This window comes from Affinibrenneria salicis, assembly GCF_008710095.1.
Genome location: NZ_VYKJ01000003.1, coordinates 100068 through 126436, shown reverse-complemented (window position 1 = coordinate 126436; position 26369 = coordinate 100068). Strand labels below are relative to the sequence as shown.

The window sequence follows — 26369 nt, the reverse complement described above, 5'->3', positions numbered from 1 at the left end:
CATCGCCACACAACGCGCATCAATATTAACGGGCAAGGCATGGGCTACCTTTAATTAAACTGTTTTGATGCCCTACCCTGTATAGCGGCATCAGGAACTCTGGTTAACTTAATCGTTAGTATATAAAGAGAAAAGTTTTTTTGCTCACCAGACGGTGCGTTTCGCCGGCCGGTTTATACGGCCGCCGCGCGCGCAAGACGAAAAAACGCAGCGCCGTCCCGCAGGAATGAGCATACGCGTGGCAAAAAAAAGCCGGCGGGCGTCAACCGACGCCGCCGGCCGCGTTGAGCGATCAGGAAGCCTGTTCCTGCGAAACCTGTTCGCGTGGTTCGCTGGCGAAACCGCGCAGGCCGACCACATGGACATGCTCGTGGTTATTATGCACCTTACGCACCAGCTTATAGGTCGTGCCTTTTTCCGGACTGATGTTTTCCGGCGCGGCGATAATCAGCTGCATTTCCAGCCGCTCGCACAGCTCAAACAGCGTGGCGATCGAACGCGCGTCCAGTCGGGCGGCCTCATCGAGGAACAGCAGGCGGCAGGGAGAAATATCCTTGCCGCGCAGCCGTTTCGACTCCTCTTCCCAGCTCTGCACCACCATCACCAGAATCGACATGCCGGTCCCGATAGCCTCGCCGGTCGAGAGCGCGCCGCTTTCCGCCCGCAGCCAGCCGTCCGCGCCGCGGTTGACTTCCACTTCCATCTCCAGATAGTTGCGGTAATCCAGCAGCTCTTCGCCGATAGTTTGCGGCGTCCGCTGCCCCATATCGATATGGGGATTCAGGCGTTGATACAGTCTGGCCAACGCTTCGGAGAAGGTCAGGCGATTGCTATTGAACAGATCCTGATGCTGCTCCTGCTGTTCCGACAGCACGTTGAGCAGCGTGGTGTGCGCCTCCCGCACATTGACGTTCAGCCGCACGCTCTTCACCTGACCGAACGACACCGCCTGCAGCCCCTGGTTAAGCATGCGGATCCGGTTCTGTTCGCGCTGAATGGTTTTGCGAATAATGTTGGCCACGCTGCGCGAACTGATGGCCAGCGTATGTTCACGCGCGGTCAGTTCTTCGGTCAGCCGGTTCAGTTCGATCTCCATCTGCTCAATCGCTTCGATCGGGTCGTCGGTGCGGATAATATCCTGACGAATACGTTCGCGCAGATGCTGATAGACGGCGATGTAGAACTGGATTTTCCGCTCCGGCCGTTTAGGGTCTTCCGACAGTCGCAGCACGTCGCGCAGGTGTTCGTTATCGGCCACCGCCAGGCGCAACGCCCCCAACGCTTTATCCGACATCGAGCGCAGCTCGTCGGCGTCCATATAAGCCAGCTCGCGCCGGTGCAGACGCCGCTCTACGCCGTTATCTTTAACCAGCCGCATCACGGCGCACCAGCCGGCTTTCGCTTCCACCACCTGCTCGCGCATCTGGTGATAATCGCGTTCCAGTTTGCGCAGTTTCTTTTGCAGGCTGTCCATTTCCGCTTCGCAGAAAGTGATCTGTTTTTCCAGCTGGTTGCGCCGCGCTCGGTTGCTGCTTAGCGCCGCATGCAGCTCATCGCGCCGCGCGCGCGCGCGCGCCTCGGCGTCCGGATCGGCGCGCACGCCGATATCCTGCAGCTCCTGCGTCAGCTCTTTCAGCATATCGAGACGCGCATCATAGGAACTCTTCAGCGAGGCCTGCACCTGACTGTACTGCGTCAGCTGGCTTTGATGCTGGCGCAGCAGTTCGCGCGCGCGGCTGCGTTCCGCTTCCGCCTGCTCCAGGCGCTGACGCAGACGATCGTTCAGGTCGGAATTTTCGCTCAGCATACCGGCCGAATCGCTATAGCTGAAGTGCGCCCGACGCTGCACCACCTCGCTAAGGGCGAACACCCGCTGTTTCGCCTGGCGCTGCGCGTTCTGCGCCTGCGCGTAGCTTTCCCGCAGCTGTTCGTGCTGTTCCGGATCGCTTTGCAGCGCGCCCAACAGCGGTTCAAGCCGGGTCAGCGTCGCGCCATGCTGATGCAGGAAACGTGCCGCATCCTCCGCTTCGTCCAGTTCATCGCGGATCTCTTCGGCCCGATCCTGCAGCGCATCATCGCACAGCAGACTGATGCGTGGGATCAGCCGGTTGAGCAGCACGCCGCTCTCTTTGGCCTGCTCATACTGCTGGCGCTGCTGCTGGTGTTCACCCTCGAAGTTGCCCAGCGCCCGCTCCAGTTCGCCGCGGCGCGTCTGCAGCGGACGCATCTCAGCTTCCGGATCGTTATCAAACGCCACGGCCAGATGGCTGCCGACAAAGCGGCTAAACGCCTGGTGCAGGCGCTGGATTTTTTGCACGTCGAACGATAGGGTGGCGTAGCTTTCCGCCAGCGACTCCCGTTCGTCGCGCAAGCTTTCCAGTCGCTTTTCGCGCGCGGCGCGCCCGAACAGCGGCACCTGCGGAAAACGGGAATAGCGCCACTGCCGTTCGGAGATCTTGACTACGACCGCCTGCTCAAGCTCTTCCACCGCGAATACGCTATCGTCGAACGACTGCGGATCGCCTTCGATCAGGTAGAGATCCTCCGGACAATCCTCCAGCGAATCCAGATGTTCACGCACCAGCGACAGATCGGCCACCACAATCGCATGGCGCGACGGCCCATAGAGCGCAGAGAAGTACGGCGCATCGTCGAAGGTTACGTCATCGTATATTTCCGACAGCAACACGCCGCCGAAACGCTCCGCCAGCGCGTTCAAACGCGAGTCTTCCGCCCCGCCCGGCTGGCTGAGGCGCTCAATCTGCGCTTCAACCTGCCGCTTGCTGGCCGCCACTTCATCGCGTTCCACCGTGGTTTCACGCTCGCGCTCCAGCAACTGCTGCATGAACTCCGTCACATCGCTGCTGTTGCCGAACGCTTCGCCGCACTGTTCGCTCAATTGCGTCAGCGCTTCCTGCGCCGCCAGCCAGACCGGCGCGCGGGCGCTAAGCCGCTGGAGCCGCTGTTGAATCTGTTCCTGCTCCTGGCGCAGCGCCATACGGCGCTCGCCCGCCTCAGCGACCAGCGCAGACAGAGACTCGATACGGGCATCCAGCTCCTGCTGCAAAGATTCCAGATCTTCCGGCTGATAATCCTGCCCGTTGCGCTTGCAGAACTCCTGCAGCAAACGTCCGGCATCCTGCTGTTCGCGCAGCCGCTGTTCCAGTTCGGACAGACGCATACGCAGCGGCTGAACGCGCTCCGCCTGATGGCGCTGCGACGCGCTGTCGCGCAATAAATCACGCGCGACCTGCCACGCCTCGCCCCGGCTCACCTCGCCCGCGATGCGGACGACCAGTTGCCAGGCCTGTTCAAATTGTCCGTGCGCCGCGTCGGCCACGCTCAGCTTCTGCTCCAGTTGCAGCAACAGTTCGGTGGCTTCCTGTTCCTGCGCCTGGAAGGTTTCCAGCCACTGTTCGGCGTTATCGGCCGTCAGATCGTTTTGCTGGCACAGTTCGCGCGCGCGTTCCAACGCCTGTAGCGCCTGCTGATACTGAATGGCGCGCGTTTGCTGTACGTCCAGCGCCTGCTGGTAGTCGGCCAGCTGACTTTTCAGTTCGTCCACTTCCTGCTCAGCCGCATCGGCCCGCGCTTCATTTTCCTCCTGCACCGCGCGCGCCTCTTCCACCACTTCGTTCTGTTCTTCCAGACGAAAGGTCAGCTCTTCAAGATCGGCCTCATAGCGGGAGATTTTTTCCTGCTGGCGCATTGCGGTCTGCACCAGATTCAGGTGGTCGCTGGCCGCCTGATAATCGGTTTCCAGATCGCTTTCCGCCCCGCTCTGCTCCGCCAGCTCACGCGCCATTTCCACATGGCGATACTGTTCGCTGGCCAACTGTTTACGGCTGCCGAACAGATCGCGCCGCAGCGCCAGCGCGCCGTCCAGATGAACGCGACGCTCGTTGGTGTGGCGCATATAGTCGGAGGCCACGTAGGACGTGGCCTCCGAAATCAGATGCTTGAACAGATCGCGGTCCGACTGAGTAACGCGAATCGCTTCCAGCGTCATACGGTTTTCGCGCAGGGCGGCTTCCATATCCTGGAACGCCTTACGCACGCCGCTGTTTTCCGGCAGCAGGTAATCGCGCAGCGATCGGGTGATGGCGCTGGAGATCCCGCCGTACAGCGACGCTTCGATCAGGCGATAGAATTTACTGCGGTCGGACGCCGAACGCAGCCGGCGCGGCACAATTCCCAGATCGAACATCAGCGAGTGATAGTCGGTAATCGAGTTGAATTGTTTAAACTGCACGCCTTCGAGCGCTTCCACCCGCTCTTTCAGTTCCGGCAGAGACAGCACGCGCGCCTGACGCTCACCGGTCATCTCGGTCAGAAGCTGAGTGGGCTGCAGGGCCGTCGGCAGTCCCTGAATGGTAAAGGGCTTAATGTCGACCTTACGGTCGCGTCCGGCGACCTGCTGCAGACGCACCCCGACCAGCACGCGCTGATGGCGCGAGTTGACCACGTCCAGCGTGGAATAACACACGCCGGCGCGCAGCTTGCCGTGCAGGCCTTTATCGCGCGACCCGCTGGTGGCGCCGGCTTCAGTGGTATTGCGGAAATGCAGCAGCGTCAGGTCGGGAATCAGCGCCGTAATAAACGCCGCCATGGTGGTCGATTTCCCGGCGCCGTTGCCGCCGGACAGCGTGGTCACCAGTTCATCCAGATCGAAAGTGCGGGCGAAGAAACCGTTCCAGTTCACCAGCGTTAATGAGCGAAATTTACCGCGTTCTATCATTCCTGTTCATCCTCAGCGCTTTCTGGTCGGTTATTGGCTGACGCGTCGTTATCCTCGCCGTCATCGTTCAGCGACAGACTGCTTTCCAGCGGCATCGCCTCGCCGTCCCGGATCATGCGCAGTTGCGCTTCGCGCGCGTCGTCGCCGGCGCGCACGTCGGCGCCGAAACGGAACACCGCCTCGGTGATGCGGAATTTACCGCTGTCGTTGGCCATGAAGTAGATCATGCCCAGACGGCGCAAACGGTTAAGCGAAGTGCGCACCTTTTCCTGTAGCTTCTGTCGATCGAGATCGGAACCGGTCGAACGCTGGTTGACCAGCTTCAGCAATTTATTTTCATCGGCCAGGCTGAGCAGTTCTTCATACATCTCCTGCTGGCTGAAAATCCCCTGATGCGCCAGCCGTTCGGGGCTGAGGTAGAGGTAGCACAGAATTTTGCCGACCATCATATCCAGTTCGGACAGCACCGAACGGGGAATAAGGGTAGTGGAGCGCGGGCGCAGATAGAAGAACCCTTCCGGCGCCCGGATCAACTCCACATTGTAACGCCCATAAAAAGTCTCCAGTTCGGCCTGAAAATCCATCAAAAAAGCATGATTTTCCAGCTCGTCAATGCCGATATGCCGCCCGGAGCGCAGCTGGCTGTCCAGCGCGGGGAATAACGCGTTCGATAACGCGGTGGCCAGTCTGGCTGGCATGATTTGTTCAATATTTGTCGATGACATGGGCCTGTACCCTGGCTCCGTAATCATTAATTACCTGCCAGACGGCGGGTAATCCGGTGAAATCAGCTTCGGCCACGCCCAGGCGAACCGCCTGGTCGACCACGATACGCGCCACATCAAAATGACGGGAGCGGGGATACTGTGTCAGATAGTCACGCATCACATCCGCCAGATTGAGCGGGATCTGCTGCTGTTTATAGGTTTGTAACGCTTGTTCAATCATCGCCGCCAGTTGCTCGCGCATTTCGCTGAACTCTTCGTACTCCAGGTCGGGCGGCAGCTCGCCGGTCACTTCTTCGCTGCGCAACGCCAGTTCCTCATCGCGCATATCCAGCAGGCGATCGGCATTGGCGAAGGTCAGCGCCCAGGGATGATCGAAATAATTCTGTACCGACAGGCGCAGGCGCTGGGCGAACACGCGATTTTTATCCATATCGATGGCGGTGCGGATAAATTTATGCACGTGCCGGTCATAGCCGATCCACAGGTCGATGGTCTGCTGCCCCCAACTGATGATGCGGTCCAGTTTAGCCTGCAGATCGAAAACCAGATTATCGACGAAGCCCAGCGTCTCGTCGCCGATGGTGGCGTCCTGAATGCGCAGCAGGCTGGTCTGCAGCTTATCGCCGGCCGCTTCCAGCGTATCCTGCAGTTCGCGCAGCGTATCCGACGTTTCCGACAGCAACTGCTCGCAGCTGGTGATGGCGGCGCGCCAGTCCTGGGTCAGCAGCGAGGCGATGTCCTCTTTTACCCCCTGCTGCTGTTCATCCATAATACGCTGCGACAGATCGATGCTGTCGAAGATTTCCGCCACCGAGTATTTCAGCGGGGCAAACACGTTGCGATGCCAGTGGAACTCATCGCCGCCCTCTTCCGCCGCCTCCGCCGCGCGGCCCAGTTCCTGCGCCACAATGGACAGCTGCATCGACAGGCGCAGCGTGGAAAATTCGCGCTGGCGAATATAGTAGTCGGTGATGCCGATACCCAGCGGCGTCAGACGGTAAATCGCGTTGCCGTCGGCCAGTTCGCTGGTAAATCGGTTCAGCAGCCTCTGGCGCACCAGATCGTTGATCGCATTGTTGGCGCGCACGGTAATGGTTTCTGAGGTTTGCTCAAATCCCTGGCTGACGTGACGGAAAGCATCGATCAGTTCTCCCTCGCTCATCTCTCCGTCCATACGCTCGCCGTTCAGCGTCGCGATTGCCAGTAAAAAGGCCAGACGCTCGGTCGGAAGCGAAAGAGAAAAATCGTTTTTTCGTGCCCAGGCGACCAGTTCGGGTACAGTCTGGGAAAAATCACTCATAGTCCATCCTTCAAATAAGGTTTTTGCGCCATGACATGGATATAACGCCCAAGGCTGACAAAGGGTTCCTGCCGGCAATAGCGCTGCTCCAGCGCCAGCAGCTGCGCAAAGTCTTCGCTCTGCTGCTGCTTATTTTGCAGATAGTCATGAAACACCCGTACGCCGGTTTTACCGGTCAGAGTGAAACCGAGCTGCTCAAGCCATTGATAAACCTGCTGCGGATCCAGCGGATGATCCGGCGACAGCGAACGCCGTTTGCGTTTCGGCATCCCCGCCTGCACATAGGCGAAATTGCCCAGCACCATATTGCGCATCAGCAGGCCATGATAATTGTAAAACATCAGCGACAGCGCGCCGCCGGGCGCCAGACAACCGGCCAGCGCCTGCAATGCCTGCTGCGGCTGCGCCACCCACTCCAGCACCGCGTGGAACAATACCAGATCCACCGGCTGTTCCAAATGCTGTCTGATATCCTGCGCCGCGCTTTGCACAAAACGCATCCGGTTTTCCACGCCCTGGGCCAGCGCGGCGGCGCGGGCGCGCTGAATCATCTCATCCGACAGATCGCACAACAAGACATGATGACCCGCCGCGGCCAGCCGACAGGCGATGTGCCCTTCGCCGCCGCCCGCGTCAAGAATGCGCAGCGGACGCGCCGGCAGCTGCGTCAGCAGCCCGGTCAGGTCCTGCCACAGAACGGCCTGACGCAACTTTCCCTTGGTGGTACCGTAGATATTACGGGCGAACTTCTCCGCAATATCGTTAAAATTGCGATCCTGCATCGCTTAGCCACTCCACTTCTGGTTAACCCGTATCGGACTCTCAGGACTCGGGACCGGCTGGCTGCGCCTGTCGTCGGGATCGTTGCTTGCTTCCAAACCTGCTATTTTGTCACAGCCTGACGTAGAATAAATCTGCTAACCGCATAATATACGCCTGGATGTCGTTTTTTCGCCCAAAGGGAGCGCCATTGTATGCTTTTTACCATTAAAAAATTTGTCGGCGGGGTGATGCAACCCCTGCCGTTCCTGTTGCTGCTTATGGGTGTCGCGCTCTGCCTGCTATGGTTTACCCGCTGGCAAAAAGGGGGAAAAATCGTCCTTTCCGCCAGTTGGCTAATCCTGCTGTTGATTAGTCTGCAGCCGGTCGCCGATCGTCTGCTGGGGCCGGTCGAGTCCCATTATCCGACCTGGCGGGACCAGCAGGCGGTGCGCTATATCGTGGTGCTGGGCGGCGGCTATACCTATAACCCGGACTGGGCGCCCAGTTCAAATTTGCTCAACAATAGCCTGCCGCGCGTTACGGAAGGAATACGCCTGTATCGCGCCAACCCTGGCGCTAAGCTGGTGTTCACCGGCGCGCCGGCCTCCGGTAATCCGGTCAGCAGCGCCGCCGTTTCCGGCCGTGTCGCCGAAAGTCTCGGCGTGCCGGCCGGCGATATTCTGCTGCTGGATACGCCGCGAGATACCGAAGAAGAGGCCGCCAGCGCCGCCCGACTGATCGGGCAGCAGCCGTTCCTGCTGGTGACGTCGGCCAGCCATCTGCCGCGCGCCATGCGTTTCTTCCAGGCTCAGGGGCTCCACCCTATTCCCGCGCCCGCCAACCAGATGGCGATTACCTCGACGCTGCAGCCATGGGAAAAGATTATACCGTCGTCATTTTTTCTGTCGCACAGCGAACGCGCCTGGTATGAATGGCTCGGCGGCGTATGGCAGCGGCTGAAAGGCGTGAAGCCGGCGGCGCATTCCCCCGACGACGCGCAGGCATCACGCCAGCCAGGGCAATAGCTGGCGCGAAGCGGCGGCGAATAGCGGGCGGTCGAACTGTCCGGTATGAATGTAGCGCGCTACCGCGTCCCAAATCATATAGAGCCAGCGGCGGTACAGGAAGGATTCCGCTACCGGCGCTTTGCTCAGATAGCGGTACAGCAGTTGTTCCGGCATACCGGCCTCGCACAGACGGAACAGTTCATATTCGCGCGGCGCCCATAGCATCATGCCGGGATTAATCATCGCCAGCAGTTGATCGGTGCGCGCGTCTTTCAGCATGCTGCGCAGGGATAAATTGCCGTGCACCAGCACGCTGCCTTCGGCGAAATCGGCGAACAGCGACGGCAGGCACTGGCGCGAACGGTACAGCAGCGAACGATCGTCCGCGTTCAACAACGGCGCGCTGACGTTGGTCAGCGTGGCCCACAGTACCTCCAGCCGCTGCTGATACCAGTTAAACCAGCTGTTTTCCTGCATGCTGTCGACCGTACCGACGCAGCCGTGACTGTCTATGCGGTGCCAGGCCAGCACGCCTTCGACGATCTGATCCATCAGCAGCGTCCAGCGCCGCGGACTACGCGACGGCGCCTCGGCCGGCACTCCGCGCAGCCGTTCGATCAACAGCAGTTCACGGTACGGCGCCTGCTGCGTGGTCACCAGACCATATACGGTAGGCAGGCGAATATCCCCTTCGCGCGCCAGCATCGACAATTTGTAGGCTTCCTGTTGCGCTACGCCCTGGCACACATAGCTCTTGGCCAACAAAGGCATCGGGTTGCCGTCGCTGTCGTAAAGCGCATATAAATTGGCGTAAGGCTGTTCGCTAATCGGCTCCAGCCGGCTGAGCGATTCGCCCAGCACCACGCTCAATTCGGCTTTTAATTGTTCCATCACTGTCCGACCCCTATCGGATAACCCGGCGTTACCGGGCATGATGCAGCGGCCAGGCGGCAATTTCTCCAATGCAGATCAAATAAAGCGGGGATAGGAGCGGACGGCGGCGCCGGAACGTTCAGCCCGGCGCCGGCGGCTAAGGTCAGGATGAGGGCGCCATGCGCTCGCGCACGCGCTGCAGATCTTCCGGCGTATCCACGCCGACCGAAGGAACCGCTCTGGCGACGGCGACATGGATCTTTTCGCCATACCACAGCACGCGCAGTTGCTCCAGCATCTCGATATTCTCCAGCGGGCTGGGCGCCCAACCCACATAGCGGCGCACAAAACCGGCGCGGTAGGCGTAAATACCGATATGGCGCAGCAAATGATCGCCTGGCGTCGCCTTCGACACGGCGAACAGATCGCGCTCCCAGGGAATGGTGGCGCGGGAAAAATAGAGCGCATAACCCTGGGCATCCGTCACCACCTTCACCGCGTTCGGGTTGAAGGCTTCCTCGCTGCTGTCGATCGGTACGGCCAGCGTCGCCATGCCCGCCTGGCAGCCGGCCAGATTTTCCGCTACCTGACGCACGATCACCGCCGGGATTAATGGCTCATCGCCCTGCACGTTAACGATGATCTCATCGTCGGCAAAGTCATAGCGGTCGATCACTTCGGCCAGCCGCTCAGTGCCGGAGTGATGGTCCGGACTGGTCAGGCAGACTTCGCCGCCGGCGGCCTGCACCGCGGCGACGACATCCGGGTGATCGGTCGCCACGATAACCCGGTTCGCACCCGATTCGCGCGCACGCTCCATTACGTGCACCACCATTGGCTTGCCGTGAATATCGGCCAGCGGTTTGCCGGGCAGACGACTGGACGCGAAACGCGCCGGAATAATGGCGGTGAATTTCATTGCGTTTTCTCATCCACGGTCAGCGTCCGCGCTTCGGTTTCCAGCAATACCGGGATCCCGTCGCGAAACGGATAAGCCAGGCCGTCCGTCTTACAAATCAGTTCCTGCTTCTCTTTATTAAAATACAGCCGCCCGTTGCATACCGGACAGGCGACAATTTCGAGTAAACGGTGATCCATGCATCCTCCCTTCGGAACGCAGTTGCCAGAAAATTTCGCTGAGAATAGCATACTCCCCTGCGGGCGATCCGCTATCCCCGCGCCTTTTGCTGGCGAAAATATTCGATTCGCGCGGTCAGGCGGCTCAGCAGATCGCGTCCCTGCTCATCGCTGAAGGCGGCGTCAACCGGCAGATACCACCAGTCGGGCCGGGCAAAAGCGCGGCATTTCACCGCGTCTTTCTCCGTCATTATCAGCGGCCGTGAAGAACCCTGAGTCAGCGCGTCCAGCTGTTCCACCTGATAATCCTGATGGTCGCTGAACGCCACCTCGCGTTGAACCGGCACGCCCAGCTCGCGCAGCGTGGCAAAGAAACGCGGCGGATGACCGATGCCCGCCATCGCCACCACATTGTGCAGCCGGGCCGGCGCGCAACGCTCGCCGCTGAGTAAGTTGATCGCCTCGCCCGGCGTCAGCCGCATCGCCAGCTCGCCGGGCCGCGCCTGACCGCCGTTGACGATAACGGCATCCACCGTGCGCAGGCGTCCGGCGCGTTCGCGCATCGGACCGGCCGGCAGCCACCAGCCGTTGCCAAAACGGCGAACGCCGTCCACCACCACCAGCTCCACGTCACGCTGCAGCGCATAGTGCTGCAGGCCGTCGTCGGCAACCACAATATCCAGTTCGCCCTGCGCCAGCAGCGCCTCAATCGCCTGACGCCTACGCGGCGCCACGGCGACCGGGGCGCCGGTGCGCTGAAAAATCAGCACCGGTTCGTCACCGGCCTGCCGGGTAGTAACCTGATCGTTAACCAGCAGCGGGTAGCGTTCCGCATGGCCGCCGTAGCCGCGCGACACCACGCCGACCCGGAATCCCCGCCGCTGCAGTTGCTCAACCAGCCAGATCACCACCGGCGTTTTACCGTTGCCGCCGGCGGTCAGGTTGCCTACCACCACCACCGGCAGCGGCGCGCGCCAGCGTTTGCGCCAGCCCCACTGGTAGCTTTTCCGATTCAGCGCGGCCAGCGCGCCATACAAAAAGGAAAGCGGCAGCAGCAAAAGATACAGCCGCGAACGCCCCGACCAGATGCGCTCAATCATTGGCCGAACTGCAGTCTGTGCAGCTGAGCATAGGCGCCGTTGGCTTCCAGCAGCGTCGTATGATCGCCGCGCTCGATAATGCGCCCGTCCTCAACCACCAAAATCTCATCGGCTTTTTCAATCGTCGACAGACGGTGCGCGATCACCAGCGCGGTACGATTCTTCTGCAGTTCATCCAGCGCAGACTGAATAGCGCGTTCAGATTCGGTATCCAGCGCCGATGTGGCTTCGTCAAGGATCAGGATCGGACAATCGCGCAGCAGCGCGCGCGCAATGGCGATACGCTGACGCTGACCGCCGGACAGCATCACGCCGTTTTCACCGATAATGGTGTCCATGCCGTTTTCCATCTTGCTAATGAAGTCCATCGCGTGCGCCATCTGCGCCGCCCGCTCGATCTCTTCGCGGCTGTAGCGATTGTTACTGGCATAGGCGATATTATTGGCGATGGTATCGTTAAACAGGTGTACGTTCTGCGATACCAGCGCCACCTGACTGCGCAGCGACGCCAGCGTATACTCGCGCAAATCGTAACCGTCCAGCAGAATTTCGCCCGACTGAATATCGTAAAAACGGGTCAGCAAATTGGCGATGGTCGATTTCCCTGAGCCGGAGCGGCCGACCAGCGCCACGGTTTTGCCCGGCGGAATATGGAAGTTGACATCATTCAACGCCAGCATTTCTTTGCCCGGGTAGGCGAAATTGACGTGTTTAAACACCAGATCGCCCTGCGCGCGCGTCAGTTCTCGCGTGCCGTCATCCCTTTCCTGCTCCATATCCAGAATCGCGAACAGGGTCTGACAGGCAGCCATCCCGCGCTGGAACTGGGCGTTTACGTTGGTCAGCGATTTCAGCGGGCGCATCAGCGCGATCATTGAGGAGAACACGACCGTGATCGTCCCGGCGGTCAGCGTTTCCATCACGCTGGGAAAGCTGGCCGCATAAAGCACAAAGGCCAGCGCCAGAGAGGCTATCAGCTGAATGATCGGATCGGAGATCGACGAGGCGGACACCATTTTCATGCCCTGCTGTCGCATGCGGTTGCTCACCTTATTGAAACGCTCGGACTCTACCTCTTGTCCGCCGAAGATCAGCACTTCTTTGTGCCCTTTGAGCATCTGCTCGGCGCTGGTGGTGACCTGTCCCATGGTGTTCTGCATGGTCTTACTGATATCTCTGAAGCGTTTCGACACCATACGGATCGCGATAGAGACGATGGGCGCGATGACAATCAGAATAATCGACAGCTGCCAGCTATAATAAAACATCAGAATAAACAGGCCGATAATCGACGCCCCTTCGCGCACCACGGTAATCAGCGCGCCGGAAGAGGATGCAGCCACCTGCTCGGAGTCATAAGTGATGCGCGACAACAGCGTCCCTGTCGACTGCTGATCGAAAAACGCCACCGGCATGCCCATGATGTGGCTGAACAAACGGCGGCGCATCCCCATCACTACCTTGCCCGAAACCCAGGCGACACAGTAACTGGAAACATAGCCCGACACGCCGCGCAGCAGCATAAGTCCAATCACCACCAGCGGCATCCACACCAGAATACTGGCGTCGGCCTTACCGAATCCTTCATCCAGCAGGGGCTTAAGCAAAGAGAGCATCAGCGTATCGCCGGCGGCGTTCACAATAAGCGCCCCGGCGGCAACCATTAGCCCCGTCTTAAAAGGAGAGATCATCGGCCATAGGCGACGGAAGGTCTGCCAGGTGGAGAGATCTTTATCATTCAACATGCAATAAACCTGAGCCAGAGAGAAATAGCTGGTTATTTTACCCATTATCCTCCCTGACGCCAAACCACTGATGATACCAGCGCGGCTTTAATTGTTCTCTGAAACCATTAATTTGCCAGCTATCGCTGAAAAAATGCACGCTCAGTTGCCCCGAGACCGCGGTGTCATGCCAGCGCGTCCCCTGCTGACGATAACGCAGGATCACCTTGCGCGAGGGTAGACGCCATGCGTTATAGCGTGCGGCGGAGGCGATTGCCAGGCGCGGATTGACGGCGCGGATAAACGGCGGCGTAGACGAACTGTTGCTGCCGTGATGAGGAATTTGTAACAAATCCGCAGGCAGCGCCTGGCGCTGCGAGGTCACCAGCGCCAGCTCGGCCTGTTTTTCCAAATCGCCGGTCAGCAGCACCCGCCAGCGACCGTCATCGATACGAATCACGCAGGAATCGTTATTGCCGGCGACCGCCCTGCGTCGCGGCGGCCACAGCACCTCAAAGGTCAGCCCCTGCCACAGCCAGCGATCGCCCTGCCGGCAGGACAGGTGGCCAGGCTGACGAAACGAGCTATGCACCGTCAACGCCGGAAAAACCGTGCGCAACGTATCCAGCCCGCCGATATGGTCCATATGGCTATGGCTGAGGATCAGCTTTTCCGGCGTCAGACCGCGCCAGCGCAGCCAGGGGACGATTTCAAGACTCGCCATATCGCCGCCATCCCAGCGGTTGCCGCTGTCATACAGCACCACCCGCCCCTGCTTTTCGATAGCGATCGCCAGCCCATGGCCGATGTCCAGCATATCCAGACGCCAAAGCGACGCCGGCCGCTTCGCCTGCGGAAAAATCAGCGCGACCATCAGCGCGAACACGCTGGCCGGATGCTCGCGCCACCAGTGAAAACGCCAGATCGTCACCGCCAGCCAGCCTGCTGCGCTGACCGACAGCGCCGTTTCGCCGGTTGGCAGCCAGCCGCTCTGCAGCGAAGACAGCGGCGCGAACACCCCGTACAGCGAGCGGTCGGCCAGCCACCAGAGCGGCGCGTTGATCGCGGGCAACGCCAGCAGCGGCAAGGCCGCCAGAATCAATGGCGTGGTAATAAACGAAACCAGCGGCACCGCCCACAGATTGGCCGGCAGGGACAGCAGACTGACGCCGTGAAACAAGCCGATCTGCAGCGGCAGCAGCAACAGCGTCATGCCGCTTTGTAAATAGAACCAGCGCACGGGAAGCCAGCGTTTTTTGCACTGCAGGGACCTCGGCAGCGGCGCCCACTGAAACCAGAAGATCAGCGCGGCGACGGCCAGACAGGAAAGCCAGAAGCTATCCGACAGCACGCTGAGCGGATCGTAGAGTAAAATCAAAGCGATACACCACAGCCAAATCTGCCACGACGTACAGCGTACGCCATACAGACGCAGCAGGATCCAGAGCGACAGCGCCAGCCCGGCCCTGACCGCCGGCGGATTGCCGCCCGCCAGCCAGACGTAAATCCAGGCGACGAGGCCGCTAAACAGCAGCGGCCAGCGATAGCCGATTGCGCCGACCGGCAGAAACCACTGGCCGGCCCGCGCTGCGCCCCAGCCGAACAGGGCCGCCAGCGCAATATGCAGACCGGATATCGCCATCAGGTGCATGGTGCCGGTCTGCTGCAACAGCAGACGCAGCTCGTCCGTTACGCTTTTCATTTCGCCGAAAGCCAGCGCCAGCAGAATATCGCGCCAGGCAAAGTCGCTGACCTGCCGCGCGGCGTGCGTCACCATTCGCTGACGCAGGTGACAATCGGCCTCAAGCGGCCGGGCGGCCAGCGCGCGCCCGCTCAACGGCTGCCGCCGGGCCAGCGCCCAGCGCTGCCGGTCAAAACCGCCCTGATTTAACCGGCTATGCACCGGACGCAGCCGCAGTGACATGAGCCAGCGCTGACCGCCGCACCACGGCGTCTGGCCGGCGTCGAACCGGATGCTGGCGTACAGCGGCGGGAACACCCGGCGCTGGTTGATGGTCGCCAGCCGCACAATCACCGCGGCGTCCTCATGATGCGCCAGCCTGACGCTGTCGATCACCACCTGCGCATTAACCGGTTGCCCGACGGCAAGCTCCATCTGCCGCAACAGATCCCGCGACGCCAGCCCGGCCCAGATAAAACCAACCAGCATCAGCGCCAGCGAACGGGCAACCGCGCCGCGCGGCCGCCAGCTCAACAGCAGCGCCACCCCTCCCCCGGCGGCCAGCAGCGCGGCAGAGGGCAGCTCGGCTAAAAACAGGTAGGGCAACATACCGACAATCAGCGCGGCGGCCACCCTGTCGACGGAAAGTCTGATAGCGCCTCCCGGCAGGAGCGTCTGTCCCGCTAGAGAAAAAACATATCGTGCCAGCGCTCTGCGGGCGGAAACAGGCCGGACGGCGGCGGCGGCGAAACGTATCGCAGACTATCGTCCGCCCTTGCCGCGAGCCGTGCCGTTTATGCTATCCGCTTCGCAACGCCAGTCGCGGAAGCGGCGAACGGACGCTCAGCACAGCGACAGGCACGGCAAAGATAACGGCCAACGCCGGCGAAAGATCGGTCATCACGAAACGGCGCGTCGTCAACATTAAATGCGGAAGCGGAAGCGAAAGCAGAAGCAGAAGCAGAAGCAGAAGCAGAAGCAGAAGCAGAAGCAGAAGCAGAAAAGGATAAGGCCGGCGGGGTTGATCACAAGAAATGACGGATAACGAAACCTGTTACAACGATACACACTATTTTGCACATTGCAGGTACGCGGGTGGACCGCTCGCTGTGTGAGCGATACGGCCGGCGACTGGCTCGCTTACCGCATGTCTGCAATCTGTAATTTATTGAATATCCGGGGTATACAACGTTCCGCTATCCGTCATCGGCACGCGAAGATTACTTCACTTCGCCCATCGCTTTCAGTTTTTTAGACAATTCGCGACGCTCTTTAGACAGATCCGCATTTTTGATGATGTAATCATCCACACGGTCTTCATAGTCACCGCGCATGCTGGCAATGATCGCCTGGATGTCTTCGATAGACATGCCGGGTTTGATGTACTCACTCAGGTTATCCAGCAGCAGAACGCGCTTCTGGTTATCACGAATTTTCTTTTCGTTATCGATAATTTCACGCTGTAACTTGTTCTTGCGCCGAAAAACGCGCACAAACTCCAGCACGTCCTGGAACGATGGCTTATTAAGCTTATCCATTTATCTACCCTTACTTAAGTCATATACAGATTGATACTCGAAATAATTCGGGTTGCAGGAATACGGCGTTGCTGCGACGAACCGGTCAGGAACCGATCCGGACAGCGTCAGCGCTGCCCCGCAGAGCACGCCTGCGGGATGAGGCACATAACGCCCAGGGGCTTACACCAGTAACTGACCGGGGTGAGCAAGAAAAGCCAACGCACCTGCAACCTGAAGTATGACCAGTATATTATGCGAATACCGCCCTGTATTCACCATACAGGTTAGCGCCTACCTGCGACAAGGTGGAATTTTCTTTCCGCCGACCGTCTGCGCAGATAAGCTCCGATTAACGATAATATACCGCAATATGGCGGTCGCGAACCCGCTCAATTGTTACAGCCGTATCGAAGATATCTTCCAGCACCCCGGCGACCATAATCTCTTGCGGCGCGCCGCTGTAGATAATTTCCCCGTCGCGCATGGCGATAATATGGTCGGACCAGGCGGAAGCGAAATTGATATCGTGAATAACGATAACGATGGTTTTGTTCAGTTCATCCGCCGCGCGCCGAATCTGTTTCATCATTGCAACCGCATGCTTCATATCCAGATTATTCAGCGGTTCATCCAGCAGTACATAGTCCGTGTCCTGACACAGCACCATAGCGACGCAGGCGCGCTGCCGCTGTCCGCCGGACAGCTCATCCAGAAAGCGGTCCTTCAGCCCGGTCAGATCCAGAAACGCCAGCGCATCGTTGATGCGTCGCCGGTCGTCCTCGTTTAGCCGTCCTTTACTATAGGGATAACGGCCGAAACCGACCAGGTCGGTCACCGTCAGCCGACTGGTAAACTGGTTTTCCTGGCGAAGCACCGATAAGCAGGTGGCCAGCTTATCGCCCGGCGTACTGGCCACATCCATGCCGTTGACCCGTACGCTGCCGCTATCCGGGGTCAGCAGTCGGCTAATAATCGACAACAGCGTCGACTTGCCCGCCCCGTTCGGTCCGATGATCGAGGTAACCCCGCCGCGGGCAATAGTGACGGAAACGCCGTTGAGCACCGTCTGTCCATCATATGTTTTGCTGACGTTATTAACTTCAATCATATGGAGACCTTTTTAAGCAACAGCAGAATAAACAACGTCCCGCCGATAAACTCGATCACCACCGACAGCGCGCCGGCCATGTCGAGCACGTGATCCAAAATCAGCTGACCGCCCAGCAGCGTAACGACGCCCAGCAGAAAAGCGCCGGGCAAAATAAACCGGTGCTGGCTGTTTCCCATTACCATCCAGGCCAGATTAGCGACCATAAAACCAAGAAACGTCAGGGGGCCGACCAGCGCGGTGGAAATCGCCACCAGCACCGACACCAGCAACAGAATCAGCGTTACGTCGCGGGTGTAGTTCAGCCCCAGATTAATGGCGGCGCTGCGCCCGAGCGCCAGCACGTCGAAACGAAAACGCATGCGCCAGATCGCCAGCCCGGCAACGAAGGCGATAAACAGCGACAGCGCGATCAGTTCCGGCGTAGCGCGGGTAAAGGTGGCGAACATGCGGCTCTGCAGGATCGCGAACTCGTCAGGCGCCATCAGACGCTGCATTAAACCGGCAAGGCTGCGAAACAGCGTGCCGCAGATAATGCCCACCAGCAGCACCAGGTGTAGATTGTTGCGCCGGCCAGTAAACAACCAGCGATACAGCAGCGCGGAAAACAGCACCAGCAGGCTGGCCTCCAGCACAAATTTCCCCTGCGCGCCGAGCCACATCAGGTCGCCGGCGCTGAAGAAAAAAATAACGATGGTCTGGATCAAGATAAACAGCGACTCAAACCCCATGATTGACGGAGTCAAAATGCGATTATTAGTCACGGTCTGGAATAACACGGTCGAGACGCTCGATGCGAAAGCCACCAACAGCATCGTCATCAGCATCAAGGCTCGATGCGTCAGAATATAGCTCAAATTCGATCCCAGATTCAGCGTCATAAAGGCGACAATTAATGCCAGAGACAGCACAGTCAGCCACGCCAGGCGCCGCCGGGGCGAAGGACCGCGCTTTTTGCGCACGGCGGGCGCCGTCACGCTATGTTGTTGATTAACCCGCATGACGTTTTTTCTGACTCAACAGTAAAATAAGGAATACCGCCGCGCCGATGACGCCGAGGATAACGCTGACGGGAATTTCAAATGGATAACGGACCAGGCGGCCCACCATATCGCACAGCAGCACCAGGCTGCCGCCCAGCAAGCACACCCAGGGAATGGTTTTACGCACGTTATCGCCCAGCACCATGCTGACCAGATTAGGCACGATAAGGCCGAGAAACGGCAGCGCGCCAACCACTACCACCACTACCCCGCTGATCACGGCGATAATCGCCATACCCGCAATCATCACCTGGCGATAATTCAGCCCGACGTTAACGGAAAACTCCCGTCCCATGCCGGCCACGGTAAAGCGATCGGCAATCCAGCACGCCAGCAGCGTCAGTCCGCCCACCAGCCACAATAACTCATAGCGACCGCGCAGTACGCCGGAAAAATCGCCGGCATCCCAGCTGCCCAACGCCTGCAGTAAATCGAAATGCATCGCCCCGAACGTGGTCACCGAACTGATTACCGCCCCCAGCATAATGCCCACCAGCGGCACCACCAGCGCCGATTTCAGCACCACGCGCTGCAGCAACAGCATGAACAACGCGGTGCCCAGCATGGCGAATGCGCTGGCCACCACCATCTTCATCATCACCGACGCGCCGGGCGCCAGCACCATCATGACCAGCAGTCCCAAACTGGCAGACTGCGTGGTGCCGGCCAGCGAAGGTTCGACGAAACGGTTCTGCGTCAACAGTTGCATAATCAACCCGGCCACGCTCATCGCGCTGCCGGCAAGCAGCAGCGCCAGCGTGCGCGGCACCCGGCTGATAAAGAAAATATCGCGCATGGCTTCATCCTGCCAGACCTGCGCCGGTGAAATATGGCTGGCGCCGATAAACAGGCTGAACGCCGACAGAATAACGACCAGAAAAAGACCAAACGAGAAATAAACAGATTTCATAGACGTCTTATCATCATCAACCAGACTCTGCCGCCGCCGTGCCCCATCCGCCTTCCGTCTCTCTGATATCGTCGGTATAAATATAAAGAGGAATACGTTAACCGGAATATCGCCTGCACAACGCGGCAGACCACGTATCGGTAGCGCCAGCTGAATCGACAAAGAACTTGATTATCATTCGCATTTTACCGCAAGGGATTGTACCCGAAACAAGATAATAATGTATAGGCATACGGCACGCCGTTCTCCGGCGCGCTGCGGTCGGGAAAACAAAAACAGAGCGGCAGATTCAATGATATGCTTACCCCCAAATGGCACCTGTCCGGGGTAATGTTGCCCCGAAGAACACTTTGATCAGACTTAATGATGACCAATAAGATACAACCCACATTCTTCGTGCACGACTACGAGACCTTCGGCAAAAACCCGGCGCGCGATCGTCCGGCGCAATTTGCCGGCGTACGAACCGACGAAAACTTCAATATTATCGGCGAACCGCTGGTCATTTATTGCCGTCCTGCCGATGATTATCTGCCCGACCCTGAAGCGGTGATGATTACCGGCATTACTCCGCAGCAGGCTCAGGCGAAAGGCGTGAGCGAAGCGGAATTCGCCCGTCAGATCCAGCAGGCCTTCAGCGAACCCGGCACCTGCGTGATGGGCTACAACAATATTCGCTTTGATGATGAAGTCAGCCGGTATCTGTTTTACCGCAACTTTTATGACCCCTATGCCTGGAGCTGGCAGAACGGCAACTCGCGCTGGGATCTGCTGGATGCCCTGCGCGCCTGCTATGCCCTGCGCCCGGACGGTATCGTCTGGCCGGAGAATGAGGACGGACTGCCCAGCTTTCGGCTCGAGCATCTGACGCGCGCTAACGGCGTTGAGCATGAGCACGCGCATGACGCCATGTCCGATGTCTACGCCACGCTGGCGATGGCCCGGCTGCTGAAACAGGCCCAGCCGAAACTGTTCGACTATCTGTTTCAACTGCGCAATAAACGCAAGGTCAGCGCTCTGATCGACATTCCGCAGATGAAGCCGCTTGTGCATGTTTCCGGCATGTTCGGCGCCGCGCGCGGCAACACCAGTTGGGTTGCGCCGCTGGCCTGGCATCCCGAGAACCAGAACGCCGTGATCGTCTGCGACCTGGCCGGCGATCTGAGCCCGCTGCTGGCGCTGGAAGCCGACGAACTGCGCGAACGTCTGTATACCCGCCGCGACAAACTGGCGCCGGGCGAAACGTCGGTGCCGCTTAAACTCATTCATACCAATAAATGCCCGGTGCTGGCGCCGGCCAGCACGCTGCGGCCGGAGGACGCCGAACGGCTCGGCATTGATCGGCCGTTATGTCTGAGCAACCTGAAGTTGCTGCGCCAGCATCCGCAACTGAGGGAAAAGGTGGTGGCGCTGTTTGCCGATGCGCCGGCTTTCCCGCCGGAGCAGGATGTCGATGCGCGGTTGTATGATGGATTCTTTAGCGATGCCGATCGCGCGGCGATGAAAATTATTCAGCAAACCGCCCCGCAAAATTTACCGGCGCTGGATTTAAACTTCTCGGATAATCGGCTGGAGCCGCTGCTGTTTCGCTATCGGGCGCGCAATTACCCGGCGACGCTGGACGATCGTGAACAACAGCGCTGGTTGCAGCACCGGCGGGAAACATTGACGCCGCAGCGTCTGCAGGAATATGCGGCCCGGCTGGAGCAGCTTTACCAGTATTACGAAAATGATGGGAAGAAGACGGAATTAGTTAAATTGCTTTACACCTATGCACAGACGCTGGTGAATTAAATACGGTCTGTTTCCTGCCAGCCGGACATTTTTATCCCGGCTGGCAGACATCCAATTTAATGTTTAATGCGCCGCGCCGGCGGAAGTAAATACCGTGCCGATATGCTTCAGGCGTAATTTCTTCATCGCGCTGTATTTCTGCGCAAAGATCGTTTTTACATTCGTGCCGCGCGTTTTCGCGATGTCCTGCAGGCTAATTCCTTTCAGCAAATTAAAGATAACCTGGCGTTCCGCCGCGCTCAGCATACGCGTTTGCTGAAAGCTTAATTGCCCCAGCGTGGGGCTGTGTAAAACCGTCCTGACCTTCTCCAGCAGAACGTTCAGCGGGAGTTTGGCCGAGATCAGTTCAACGCGCGCGCCCAATATCGAAAACAACTGAACAACACGCTCATCGTCGTAGAAGACCACAATCTTAGTCTTGCCGTTATACAGGCGATACATTGAAGAGATGATTTCCAGAATAGCGATATTCTGTTTTAGATCGCGAAAAGTAAACATCATAACAATATCATAGCGGTTAAGTGTCTCCGCCCGAATACGTTTTCCCTCGGCGTAACTGTAGCAGTATTTATTTTCCGCCGAATTCAGGTTGCGCTCTAAAAAGCCGGCCAGTCCCATACTGCTATACCGGCATCGACTCACCACCAGTACATTACTTTTCGCGACATTATTTTCTTTAAGCATAATATTCTGCATAGGTAGTTAATAAAAACATAGCAAACTGTCATCAGTCATCGTTGACGTTGTATGAACAATGATTAGCGGACCGATAGAATGACAGAGAAATATCTTGTGCCTGTTTCGTTATCCATAGCGGAATAACCTTACCGTTCAATATCCGTTTATAGTTCATGCAATATGCTCCTGATCCTTTTGCTTGCCGAGCCTTTAATTGAAGAGCCGCATTTATCGTTAACAGCGATAAAACGACCGTGGACAGTCGTATGTACACATTGCGCATGTATGTCTTTCTGGCAGAATATTGGTTCGCAAAAACAAATAGAACCATAACGGAATTAATTTTTATTCTTAAAGGTCTTGTGATTAACCTTATCTTTTTAAAGACAAAAAATTTAAGCCCCTACGGGGCATTGATAATAATCTGTAATGAGAGTGGACCGTTTGTAATTAAAATTTTTAAAACGGCTCCATCGCCACAGGGGCCGGAAAGGTCCTCATTATAATATAATTCAATGATTTTAATCAAAAAAATTGGCAAACTGCGATGCCTCTCCTATTCCTGACAGAATATTACCAATACAAACAATCGTCAAGCGCGATCGATAAAAAACATTTGATAGGTTTGGCCTATTGCTATTTTACAAATGAATGTTATAAACGATTCAAATGGTTATTGCCACCAGATTTATATTTTATTTTTCCGCGCGGCAAACCACGTGAATTCCCGCTAGCCTGGATCATGGGATCTGTCAATTAATCGCGGACACAATGCGATTTATATAAATAGCATATTGATTGCAATGAAATGCCATTATCTTGTTCACAACGGATAATAGCAATACGAGGCATGACTGTTTAGCCGGATTATTTTCTACAGCGGCAATCGTAAGCAAAAGTATCAGATCATTAAACCCCTTGATCTATCTGTAAATATGATTACTTACCCAGGTATAATTCTCATCTCGCTTTTCCATGACAATATTAGCCGGTTAATCAAAAACCGCCCCCACATGGACGGGGGTCGCACCGGCCGATAAGCGAATGATTATTTTTTTTATTGTTATTTCCCTCGCGGGCACTATCAAAAGGGAACGATACCACATAGTTCGCGAGTGTGTTGCCAGCGAAGAAAAAACCGCGCTAAGGGTAAATGGACTATTTCGCCCGTTCTGCGGCGGCGGCAAAATGTCATTAAATATTTAGCCAGACACGGTTCATTCAGGATAACGCTGCCGGTGAGCCGTAAGCATAGGCGTGCACAGCATATCACCTGAACAATTCAGCTTGCGGGACGCAACCTTATGGCGTTGAACAACGTCGTGCGCCTGTCCTTGCGGATGGGGCATATTGATGAACAGGGTACGCGGCAAGAGAGGGACAACCGTCAGGAACCGATTTGAGCGGCCCGGATCGTCCCGCAGAGAGAATCTCAGAGGGAGACCGCCAATCCCGCCGAACCGACATGCGTACCCGATTCTGCCGACAGAGGCGCGGGACGCGGATTTGAATGCCGTCGCCGGCCCTGTAGAGGCCGGCATAGCGCATCCGCTTCTCAGAGCGAGTTGTCATTACACTGCGGCACCGGCTGGCGGAAAATGTCGGTCACCACAACTAAATAGAGCAGCCCCACCGAGCCCCAAATCACCCCCAGCACCATGGAACTCTGTTCCAGATTGATCCATAGCGCGCCTACCGTTAATGCGCCCAGAACCGGCAAGACCAGGTAATTCAGAGTATCCTTCAGCGTCCGGTTGCGCCGTTCACGAATATAGAACTGTGAAATGACCGACAGGTTTACAAAGGTAAACGCCACCAGCGCGCCGAAGTTAATCAGCGCGGTCGCGGTAACCAGATCAAAGGAGACCGCCGACAGAGCAATCGCGCCGACCAACAGCACATTTAACGCCGGCGTACGCCATACCGGATGGATATAGCCGAAAAAACGTTGCGGAAACACGCCGTCGCGTCCCATGACATACATCAGGCGCGATACGCCCGCATGCGCCGCCATGCCCGAGGCCAGCACCGTCACGCAGGAGAACACCAGAATCACCGACTGAAACAGCTTACCGGCCACATACAGCATAATTTCCGGCTGCGAGGCGTCCGGATGATTGAAACGCGAGATATCCGGGAAATAGAGCTGCAAAAAGTAAGACACGAAAATAAAGATAATGCCGCCGATCAGCGCCGTCAGAAAAATGGCTTTCGGGATCACCCGACCGGCATCGGGCGTCTCTTCCGACAACGAGCTAATGCCGTCAAAGCCGAGAAACGAGAAGCACAAGATGGTGGCGCCGGTGATCATCGGCACCAGATGCGCATTATCCGACCAGAACGGACGCGCGCTCACCAGCGTTCCGGCACCTTCTCCGCGATAAACGCCGTGGATTACCAGCGCAATAAAGATCACCATCACCGCAACCTGTACGGTTACAATCAGCGAGTTCAGATTGGCGACCAGATTGATGCCGCGCAAATTAAATAAGGTCATCAGCCCAACCAGCGCCGCCACGAAGATCCATGACGGCACTGACGGAAAGATGGCGGTCAAATAGATTTTCGCCAGCAGGATATTAATCATCGGCATAAACAGATAGTCCAGCAGCGATGACCAGCCGACCATAAAGCCAACGTGCGGACTTATCGCTTTCTGCGCATAGGTATAGGCCGAACCGGCCGATGGGAAACGGCGAACCAGTTTGCCGTAGCTAAGCGCGGTAAACAATATTCCCAACAGAGCAAAGGCGTAGGCGGTGGCCACATGGCCGTCCGTCAGCCCGGAAACGATGCCGAAGGTGTCAAAAATCGTCATCGGCTGCAAATAGGCCAGTCCCATCATGACAACCTGCCACAGAGTGAGCGTTTTGCGTAACTGAACGCGCTGGCCGGCGGAGGCGGTGTGCTCAGAGGACATTCTTCATTCCTCCTTTACGCGGCGTCGGGCGAACGACGAGGTTCATGCAGGCGATGGCGGGATAACGCGACGCATAACGGCGAAGTGGGGTGACGCCGGCCGGCCGGGTCTGATACGCCTGACCGGCGCCATCATCGCGGCCGTCGCCGCGCAAACCGGTGACGGCCGGTGCCGAATTAACCAAATGCCCCATCTTTAATTTTCCTCATAGCGGCGCAGTTTGCGCACACGAATCACATATCTATCCGGATAAATATCCGGCTCCAGGTTGAAAACATATATGCAAAAAAATAACCGACGCGAATGCGTCGGTTATGTCAGGCTGTTGACAAAGTTGGTTATCAGGGAAAGCGCCGCGGCCCGAGCCCGCCGACAAATTTGCCGGCAACAAATTTGAACCACGTTCGCGCCGGACCAGATGGCGCACGGAGACGCCCCATCCAGACCACCCGGTGCGGCGGGTCTGGGTATTCCGGCCTCATCGGCGGCTTTGTCAGCAACCTCTTATTTTGCAAGGCGCGTATTTTGCCTCAGCGCTCCAGGTCTGACAAGCCCGCAGGTCAGCCGCCGGTCTTTTTCTGCCCACGCTGGCGCGCGAGGCAATACCTGTCGACCGCGCTTACTGGAATTTTCTTTTCTTCTCGTTCTCCTGACGCTCCAGTTCAAAAATAATCTGCTGCAGACCGCGCTCCTGCGCGGCGGACAAATTCAGGAAACGGAAACTCAGGCGCTGGGTCACTCTTACCTCGCCCTTGCTGCTCAGCGTCTTATTATCGGACTGACCGATAAACTGCAGGTCGAGGACAAAACGGCCGAATTCGTCCAGGTCCAGCTCAACCTCGGGCAACAGATCGCCGCGCCGCAGCATGCCGGAAACATCCCTGTCGGTATACATACTCAGTCCACCCAAAGAAATATCTTTAATCGTGAACTCAAAGGCGCTGTCATCCGGCAACGCGCCCCGACAGCGCAACGGTGGCCACAGCGGCGAATTGATGCGGAAGTAGATTCGACGCTGAATATAGTACAGCCGCTCCGGGATCGGCGCGATAAACGCCGGCAGCCCGCCGAAATCAACGGTGGTCGCCTGTTGCGCGTTGAATTCAATCTTCGCTCCGGCCGGTTCGGCCACGAAAGAGAGCGCCTCCGCCGCCCGCGCCAGGCTGTTTTCGACGGCCAGTCCGCCCAGGTCGAACACAAACTGGTTGCGTTCCGGGTAGACGTCGAGAATCTTGCTGATAAACTGCCCGCGAGAGTGATTAACCATCACTGTGGTATCGTTTTTTTTCAGATCGCGCAGCGTTGCACATATCGCCAGTTTGTTCAGTTTTACAAACTGCTCTTTGACATTTTCATCCACCGATTTCATCTCCACCATTCAAACAATGGCCTGCACCCTATTGATA

20 protein-coding genes are annotated in these 26369 nt (G+C 57.7%); 2 read left to right on the top strand and 18 right to left on the bottom strand.

Going from position 1 to position 26369, the window contains the following annotated elements; translation table 11 throughout:
* Positions 1-292: 292 nt before the first annotated feature.
* From mukB to cmoM, 4 genes are read right to left on the bottom strand one after another with little or no spacing between them, the layout of a single operon-like run.
* Positions 293-4738 (bottom strand): chromosome partition protein MukB, encoded by a 4446-nt coding sequence (mukB, locus tag FJU30_RS07755; RefSeq protein WP_150434408.1) that lies wholly within the window; start codon positions 4736-4738, stop codon positions 293-295.
* Positions 4735-5463, bottom strand: coding sequence for a chromosome partition protein MukE (gene mukE, locus FJU30_RS07750; RefSeq protein WP_150434407.1), 729 nt, complete (start codon positions 5461-5463; stop codon positions 4735-4737). Before mukE ends, mukB begins: the two co-directional genes overlap by 4 nt.
* A complete protein-coding gene (mukF, locus tag FJU30_RS07745) occupies positions 5444-6766 on the bottom strand; it encodes a chromosome partition protein MukF (protein WP_150434406.1) in 1323 nt (440 codons plus the stop codon). Before mukF ends, mukE begins: the two co-directional genes overlap by 20 nt.
* A complete protein-coding gene (cmoM, locus tag FJU30_RS07740; protein ID WP_150434405.1) occupies positions 6763-7548 on the bottom strand; it encodes a tRNA uridine 5-oxyacetic acid(34) methyltransferase CmoM in 786 nt (261 codons plus the stop codon). The genes mukF and cmoM overlap by 4 nt, the downstream gene beginning before the upstream one ends.
* Positions 7549-7740: 192 nt before the next feature.
* Here cmoM and elyC point away from each other — a divergent pair, with 192 nt between their 5' ends.
* Positions 7741-8553 (top strand): envelope biogenesis factor ElyC, encoded by an 813-nt coding sequence (elyC, locus tag FJU30_RS07735; protein WP_150434404.1) that lies wholly within the window; start codon positions 7741-7743, stop codon positions 8551-8553.
* Here elyC and FJU30_RS07730 read toward each other — a convergent pair.
* The 10 genes from FJU30_RS07730 to FJU30_RS07685 form a co-directional block, all read right to left on the bottom strand.
* The gene (locus FJU30_RS07730; protein WP_150434663.1) at positions 8533-9426 is read right to left on the bottom strand and encodes a YcbJ family phosphotransferase; all 894 of its coding nucleotides are present in this window, start codon (positions 9424-9426) and stop codon (positions 8533-8535) included. The genes elyC and FJU30_RS07730 overlap by 21 nt on opposite strands.
* A 145-nt stretch (positions 9427-9571) precedes the next feature.
* Complete coding sequence (gene kdsB, locus FJU30_RS07725) at positions 9572-10327, bottom strand: 3-deoxy-manno-octulosonate cytidylyltransferase (protein WP_150434403.1); 756 nt, start codon at positions 10325-10327, stop codon at positions 9572-9574.
* Positions 10324-10506: a Trm112 family protein gene (locus tag FJU30_RS07720; RefSeq protein WP_150434402.1), complete on the bottom strand. Its 183-nt coding sequence runs from the start codon at positions 10504-10506 to the stop codon at positions 10324-10326. Before FJU30_RS07720 ends, kdsB begins: the two co-directional genes overlap by 4 nt.
* Before the next feature lie 71 nt (positions 10507-10577).
* Positions 10578-11585: a tetraacyldisaccharide 4'-kinase gene (gene lpxK / locus FJU30_RS07715; RefSeq protein WP_150434401.1), complete on the bottom strand. Its 1008-nt coding sequence runs from the start codon at positions 11583-11585 to the stop codon at positions 10578-10580.
* Positions 11582-13330, bottom strand: a complete 1749-nt coding sequence (gene msbA / locus FJU30_RS07710) for a lipid A ABC transporter ATP-binding protein/permease MsbA (RefSeq protein WP_150434662.1) — start codon at positions 13328-13330, stop codon at positions 11582-11584. The genes lpxK and msbA overlap by 4 nt, the downstream gene beginning before the upstream one ends.
* A gap of 37 nt (positions 13331-13367) precedes the next feature.
* Positions 13368-15599 carry a ComEC family protein gene (locus tag FJU30_RS07705; RefSeq protein ID WP_150434400.1) on the bottom strand — a complete coding sequence of 744 codons (2232 nt, stop codon included), beginning with the start codon at positions 15597-15599 and terminating at the stop codon, positions 13368-13370.
* A 611-nt stretch (positions 15600-16210) separates the two neighbouring features.
* The gene (gene tmaR / locus FJU30_RS07700; protein ID WP_150434399.1) at positions 16211-16528 is read right to left on the bottom strand and encodes a PTS system regulator TmaR; all 318 of its coding nucleotides are present in this window, start codon (positions 16526-16528) and stop codon (positions 16211-16213) included.
* A gap of 331 nt (positions 16529-16859) precedes the next feature.
* Complete coding sequence (locus tag FJU30_RS07695) at positions 16860-17618, bottom strand: iron ABC transporter ATP-binding protein (RefSeq protein ID WP_150434398.1); 759 nt, start codon at positions 17616-17618, stop codon at positions 16860-16862.
* The gene (locus tag FJU30_RS07690) at positions 17615-18619 is read right to left on the bottom strand and encodes an iron chelate uptake ABC transporter family permease subunit (RefSeq protein WP_150434397.1); all 1005 of its coding nucleotides are present in this window, start codon (positions 18617-18619) and stop codon (positions 17615-17617) included. The genes FJU30_RS07695 and FJU30_RS07690 overlap by 4 nt, the downstream gene beginning before the upstream one ends.
* Positions 18609-19571, bottom strand: a complete 963-nt coding sequence (locus FJU30_RS07685; RefSeq protein WP_150434396.1) for an ABC transporter permease — start codon at positions 19569-19571, stop codon at positions 18609-18611. Before FJU30_RS07685 ends, FJU30_RS07690 begins: the two co-directional genes overlap by 11 nt.
* Positions 19572-19937: 366 nt before the next feature.
* Here FJU30_RS07685 and sbcB point away from each other — a divergent pair, with 366 nt between their 5' ends.
* Positions 19938-21365, top strand: a complete 1428-nt coding sequence (sbcB, locus tag FJU30_RS07680; protein ID WP_150434661.1) for an exodeoxyribonuclease I — start codon at positions 19938-19940, stop codon at positions 21363-21365.
* Positions 21366-21428: 63 nt separating this feature from the next.
* On the opposite strand, the gene FJU30_RS07675 is transcribed toward sbcB, so the two are convergent.
* The 4 genes from FJU30_RS07675 to FJU30_RS07660 all read right to left on the bottom strand — a co-directional run bounded on the left by FJU30_RS07675 (position 21429) and on the right by FJU30_RS07660 (position 26332).
* The gene (locus FJU30_RS07675; protein WP_150434395.1) at positions 21429-22049 is read right to left on the bottom strand and encodes a LuxR family transcriptional regulator; all 621 of its coding nucleotides are present in this window, start codon (positions 22047-22049) and stop codon (positions 21429-21431) included.
* A gap of 1549 nt (positions 22050-23598) precedes the next feature.
* Positions 23599-24963 carry an APC family permease gene (locus FJU30_RS07670; protein WP_150434394.1) on the bottom strand — a complete coding sequence of 455 codons (1365 nt, stop codon included), beginning with the start codon at positions 24961-24963 and terminating at the stop codon, positions 23599-23601.
* Complete coding sequence (locus FJU30_RS07665) at positions 24953-25156, bottom strand: hypothetical protein (protein ID WP_150434393.1); 204 nt, start codon at positions 25154-25156, stop codon at positions 24953-24955. The genes FJU30_RS07670 and FJU30_RS07665 overlap by 11 nt, the downstream gene beginning before the upstream one ends.
* Before the next feature lie 426 nt (positions 25157-25582).
* Positions 25583-26332: a flagellar brake protein gene (locus FJU30_RS07660; protein ID WP_150434660.1), complete on the bottom strand. Its 750-nt coding sequence runs from the start codon at positions 26330-26332 to the stop codon at positions 25583-25585.
* Between the last annotated feature and the right edge of the window lie 37 nt (positions 26333-26369).

Coding starts and splice junctions, on each gene's coding strand:
- mukB (WP_150434408.1), bottom strand. CDS start 4,738: ATGATAGAACGCGGTAAATTTCGCTCATTAACGCTGGTGAACTGGAAC.
- mukE (WP_150434407.1), bottom strand. CDS start 5,463: ATGTCATCGACAAATATTGAACAAATCATGCCAGCCAGACTGGCCACC.
- mukF (WP_150434406.1), bottom strand. CDS start 6,766: ATGAGTGATTTTTCCCAGACTGTACCCGAACTGGTCGCCTGGGCACGA.
- cmoM (WP_150434405.1), bottom strand. CDS start 7,548: ATGCAGGATCGCAATTTTAACGATATTGCGGAGAAGTTCGCCCGTAAT.
- elyC (WP_150434404.1), top strand. CDS start 7,741: ATGCTTTTTACCATTAAAAAATTTGTCGGCGGGGTGATGCAACCCCTG.
- FJU30_RS07730 (WP_150434663.1), bottom strand. CDS start 9,426: ATGGAACAATTAAAAGCCGAATTGAGCGTGGTGCTGGGCGAATCGCTC.
- kdsB (WP_150434403.1), bottom strand. CDS start 10,327: ATGAAATTCACCGCCATTATTCCGGCGCGTTTCGCGTCCAGTCGTCTG.
- FJU30_RS07720 (WP_150434402.1), bottom strand. CDS start 10,506: ATGGATCACCGTTTACTCGAAATTGTCGCCTGTCCGGTATGCAACGGG.
- lpxK (WP_150434401.1), bottom strand. CDS start 11,585: ATGATTGAGCGCATCTGGTCGGGGCGTTCGCGGCTGTATCTTTTGCTG.
- msbA (WP_150434662.1), bottom strand. CDS start 13,330: ATGTTGAATGATAAAGATCTCTCCACCTGGCAGACCTTCCGTCGCCTA.
- FJU30_RS07705 (WP_150434400.1), bottom strand. CDS start 15,599: ATGTTGCCCTACCTGTTTTTAGCCGAGCTGCCCTCTGCCGCGCTGCTG.
- tmaR (WP_150434399.1), bottom strand. CDS start 16,528: ATGGATAAGCTTAATAAGCCATCGTTCCAGGACGTGCTGGAGTTTGTG.
- FJU30_RS07695 (WP_150434398.1), bottom strand. CDS start 17,618: ATGATTGAAGTTAATAACGTCAGCAAAACATATGATGGACAGACGGTG.
- FJU30_RS07690 (WP_150434397.1), bottom strand. CDS start 18,619: ATGCGGGTTAATCAACAACATAGCGTGACGGCGCCCGCCGTGCGCAAA.
- FJU30_RS07685 (WP_150434396.1), bottom strand. CDS start 19,571: ATGAAATCTGTTTATTTCTCGTTTGGTCTTTTTCTGGTCGTTATTCTG.
- sbcB (WP_150434661.1), top strand. CDS start 19,938: ATGACCAATAAGATACAACCCACATTCTTCGTGCACGACTACGAGACC.
- FJU30_RS07675 (WP_150434395.1), bottom strand. CDS start 22,049: ATGCTTAAAGAAAATAATGTCGCGAAAAGTAATGTACTGGTGGTGAGT.
- FJU30_RS07670 (WP_150434394.1), bottom strand. CDS start 24,963: ATGTCCTCTGAGCACACCGCCTCCGCCGGCCAGCGCGTTCAGTTACGC.
- FJU30_RS07665 (WP_150434393.1), bottom strand. CDS start 25,156: ATGGGGCATTTGGTTAATTCGGCACCGGCCGTCACCGGTTTGCGCGGC.
- FJU30_RS07660 (WP_150434660.1), bottom strand. CDS start 26,332: ATGAAATCGGTGGATGAAAATGTCAAAGAGCAGTTTGTAAAACTGAAC.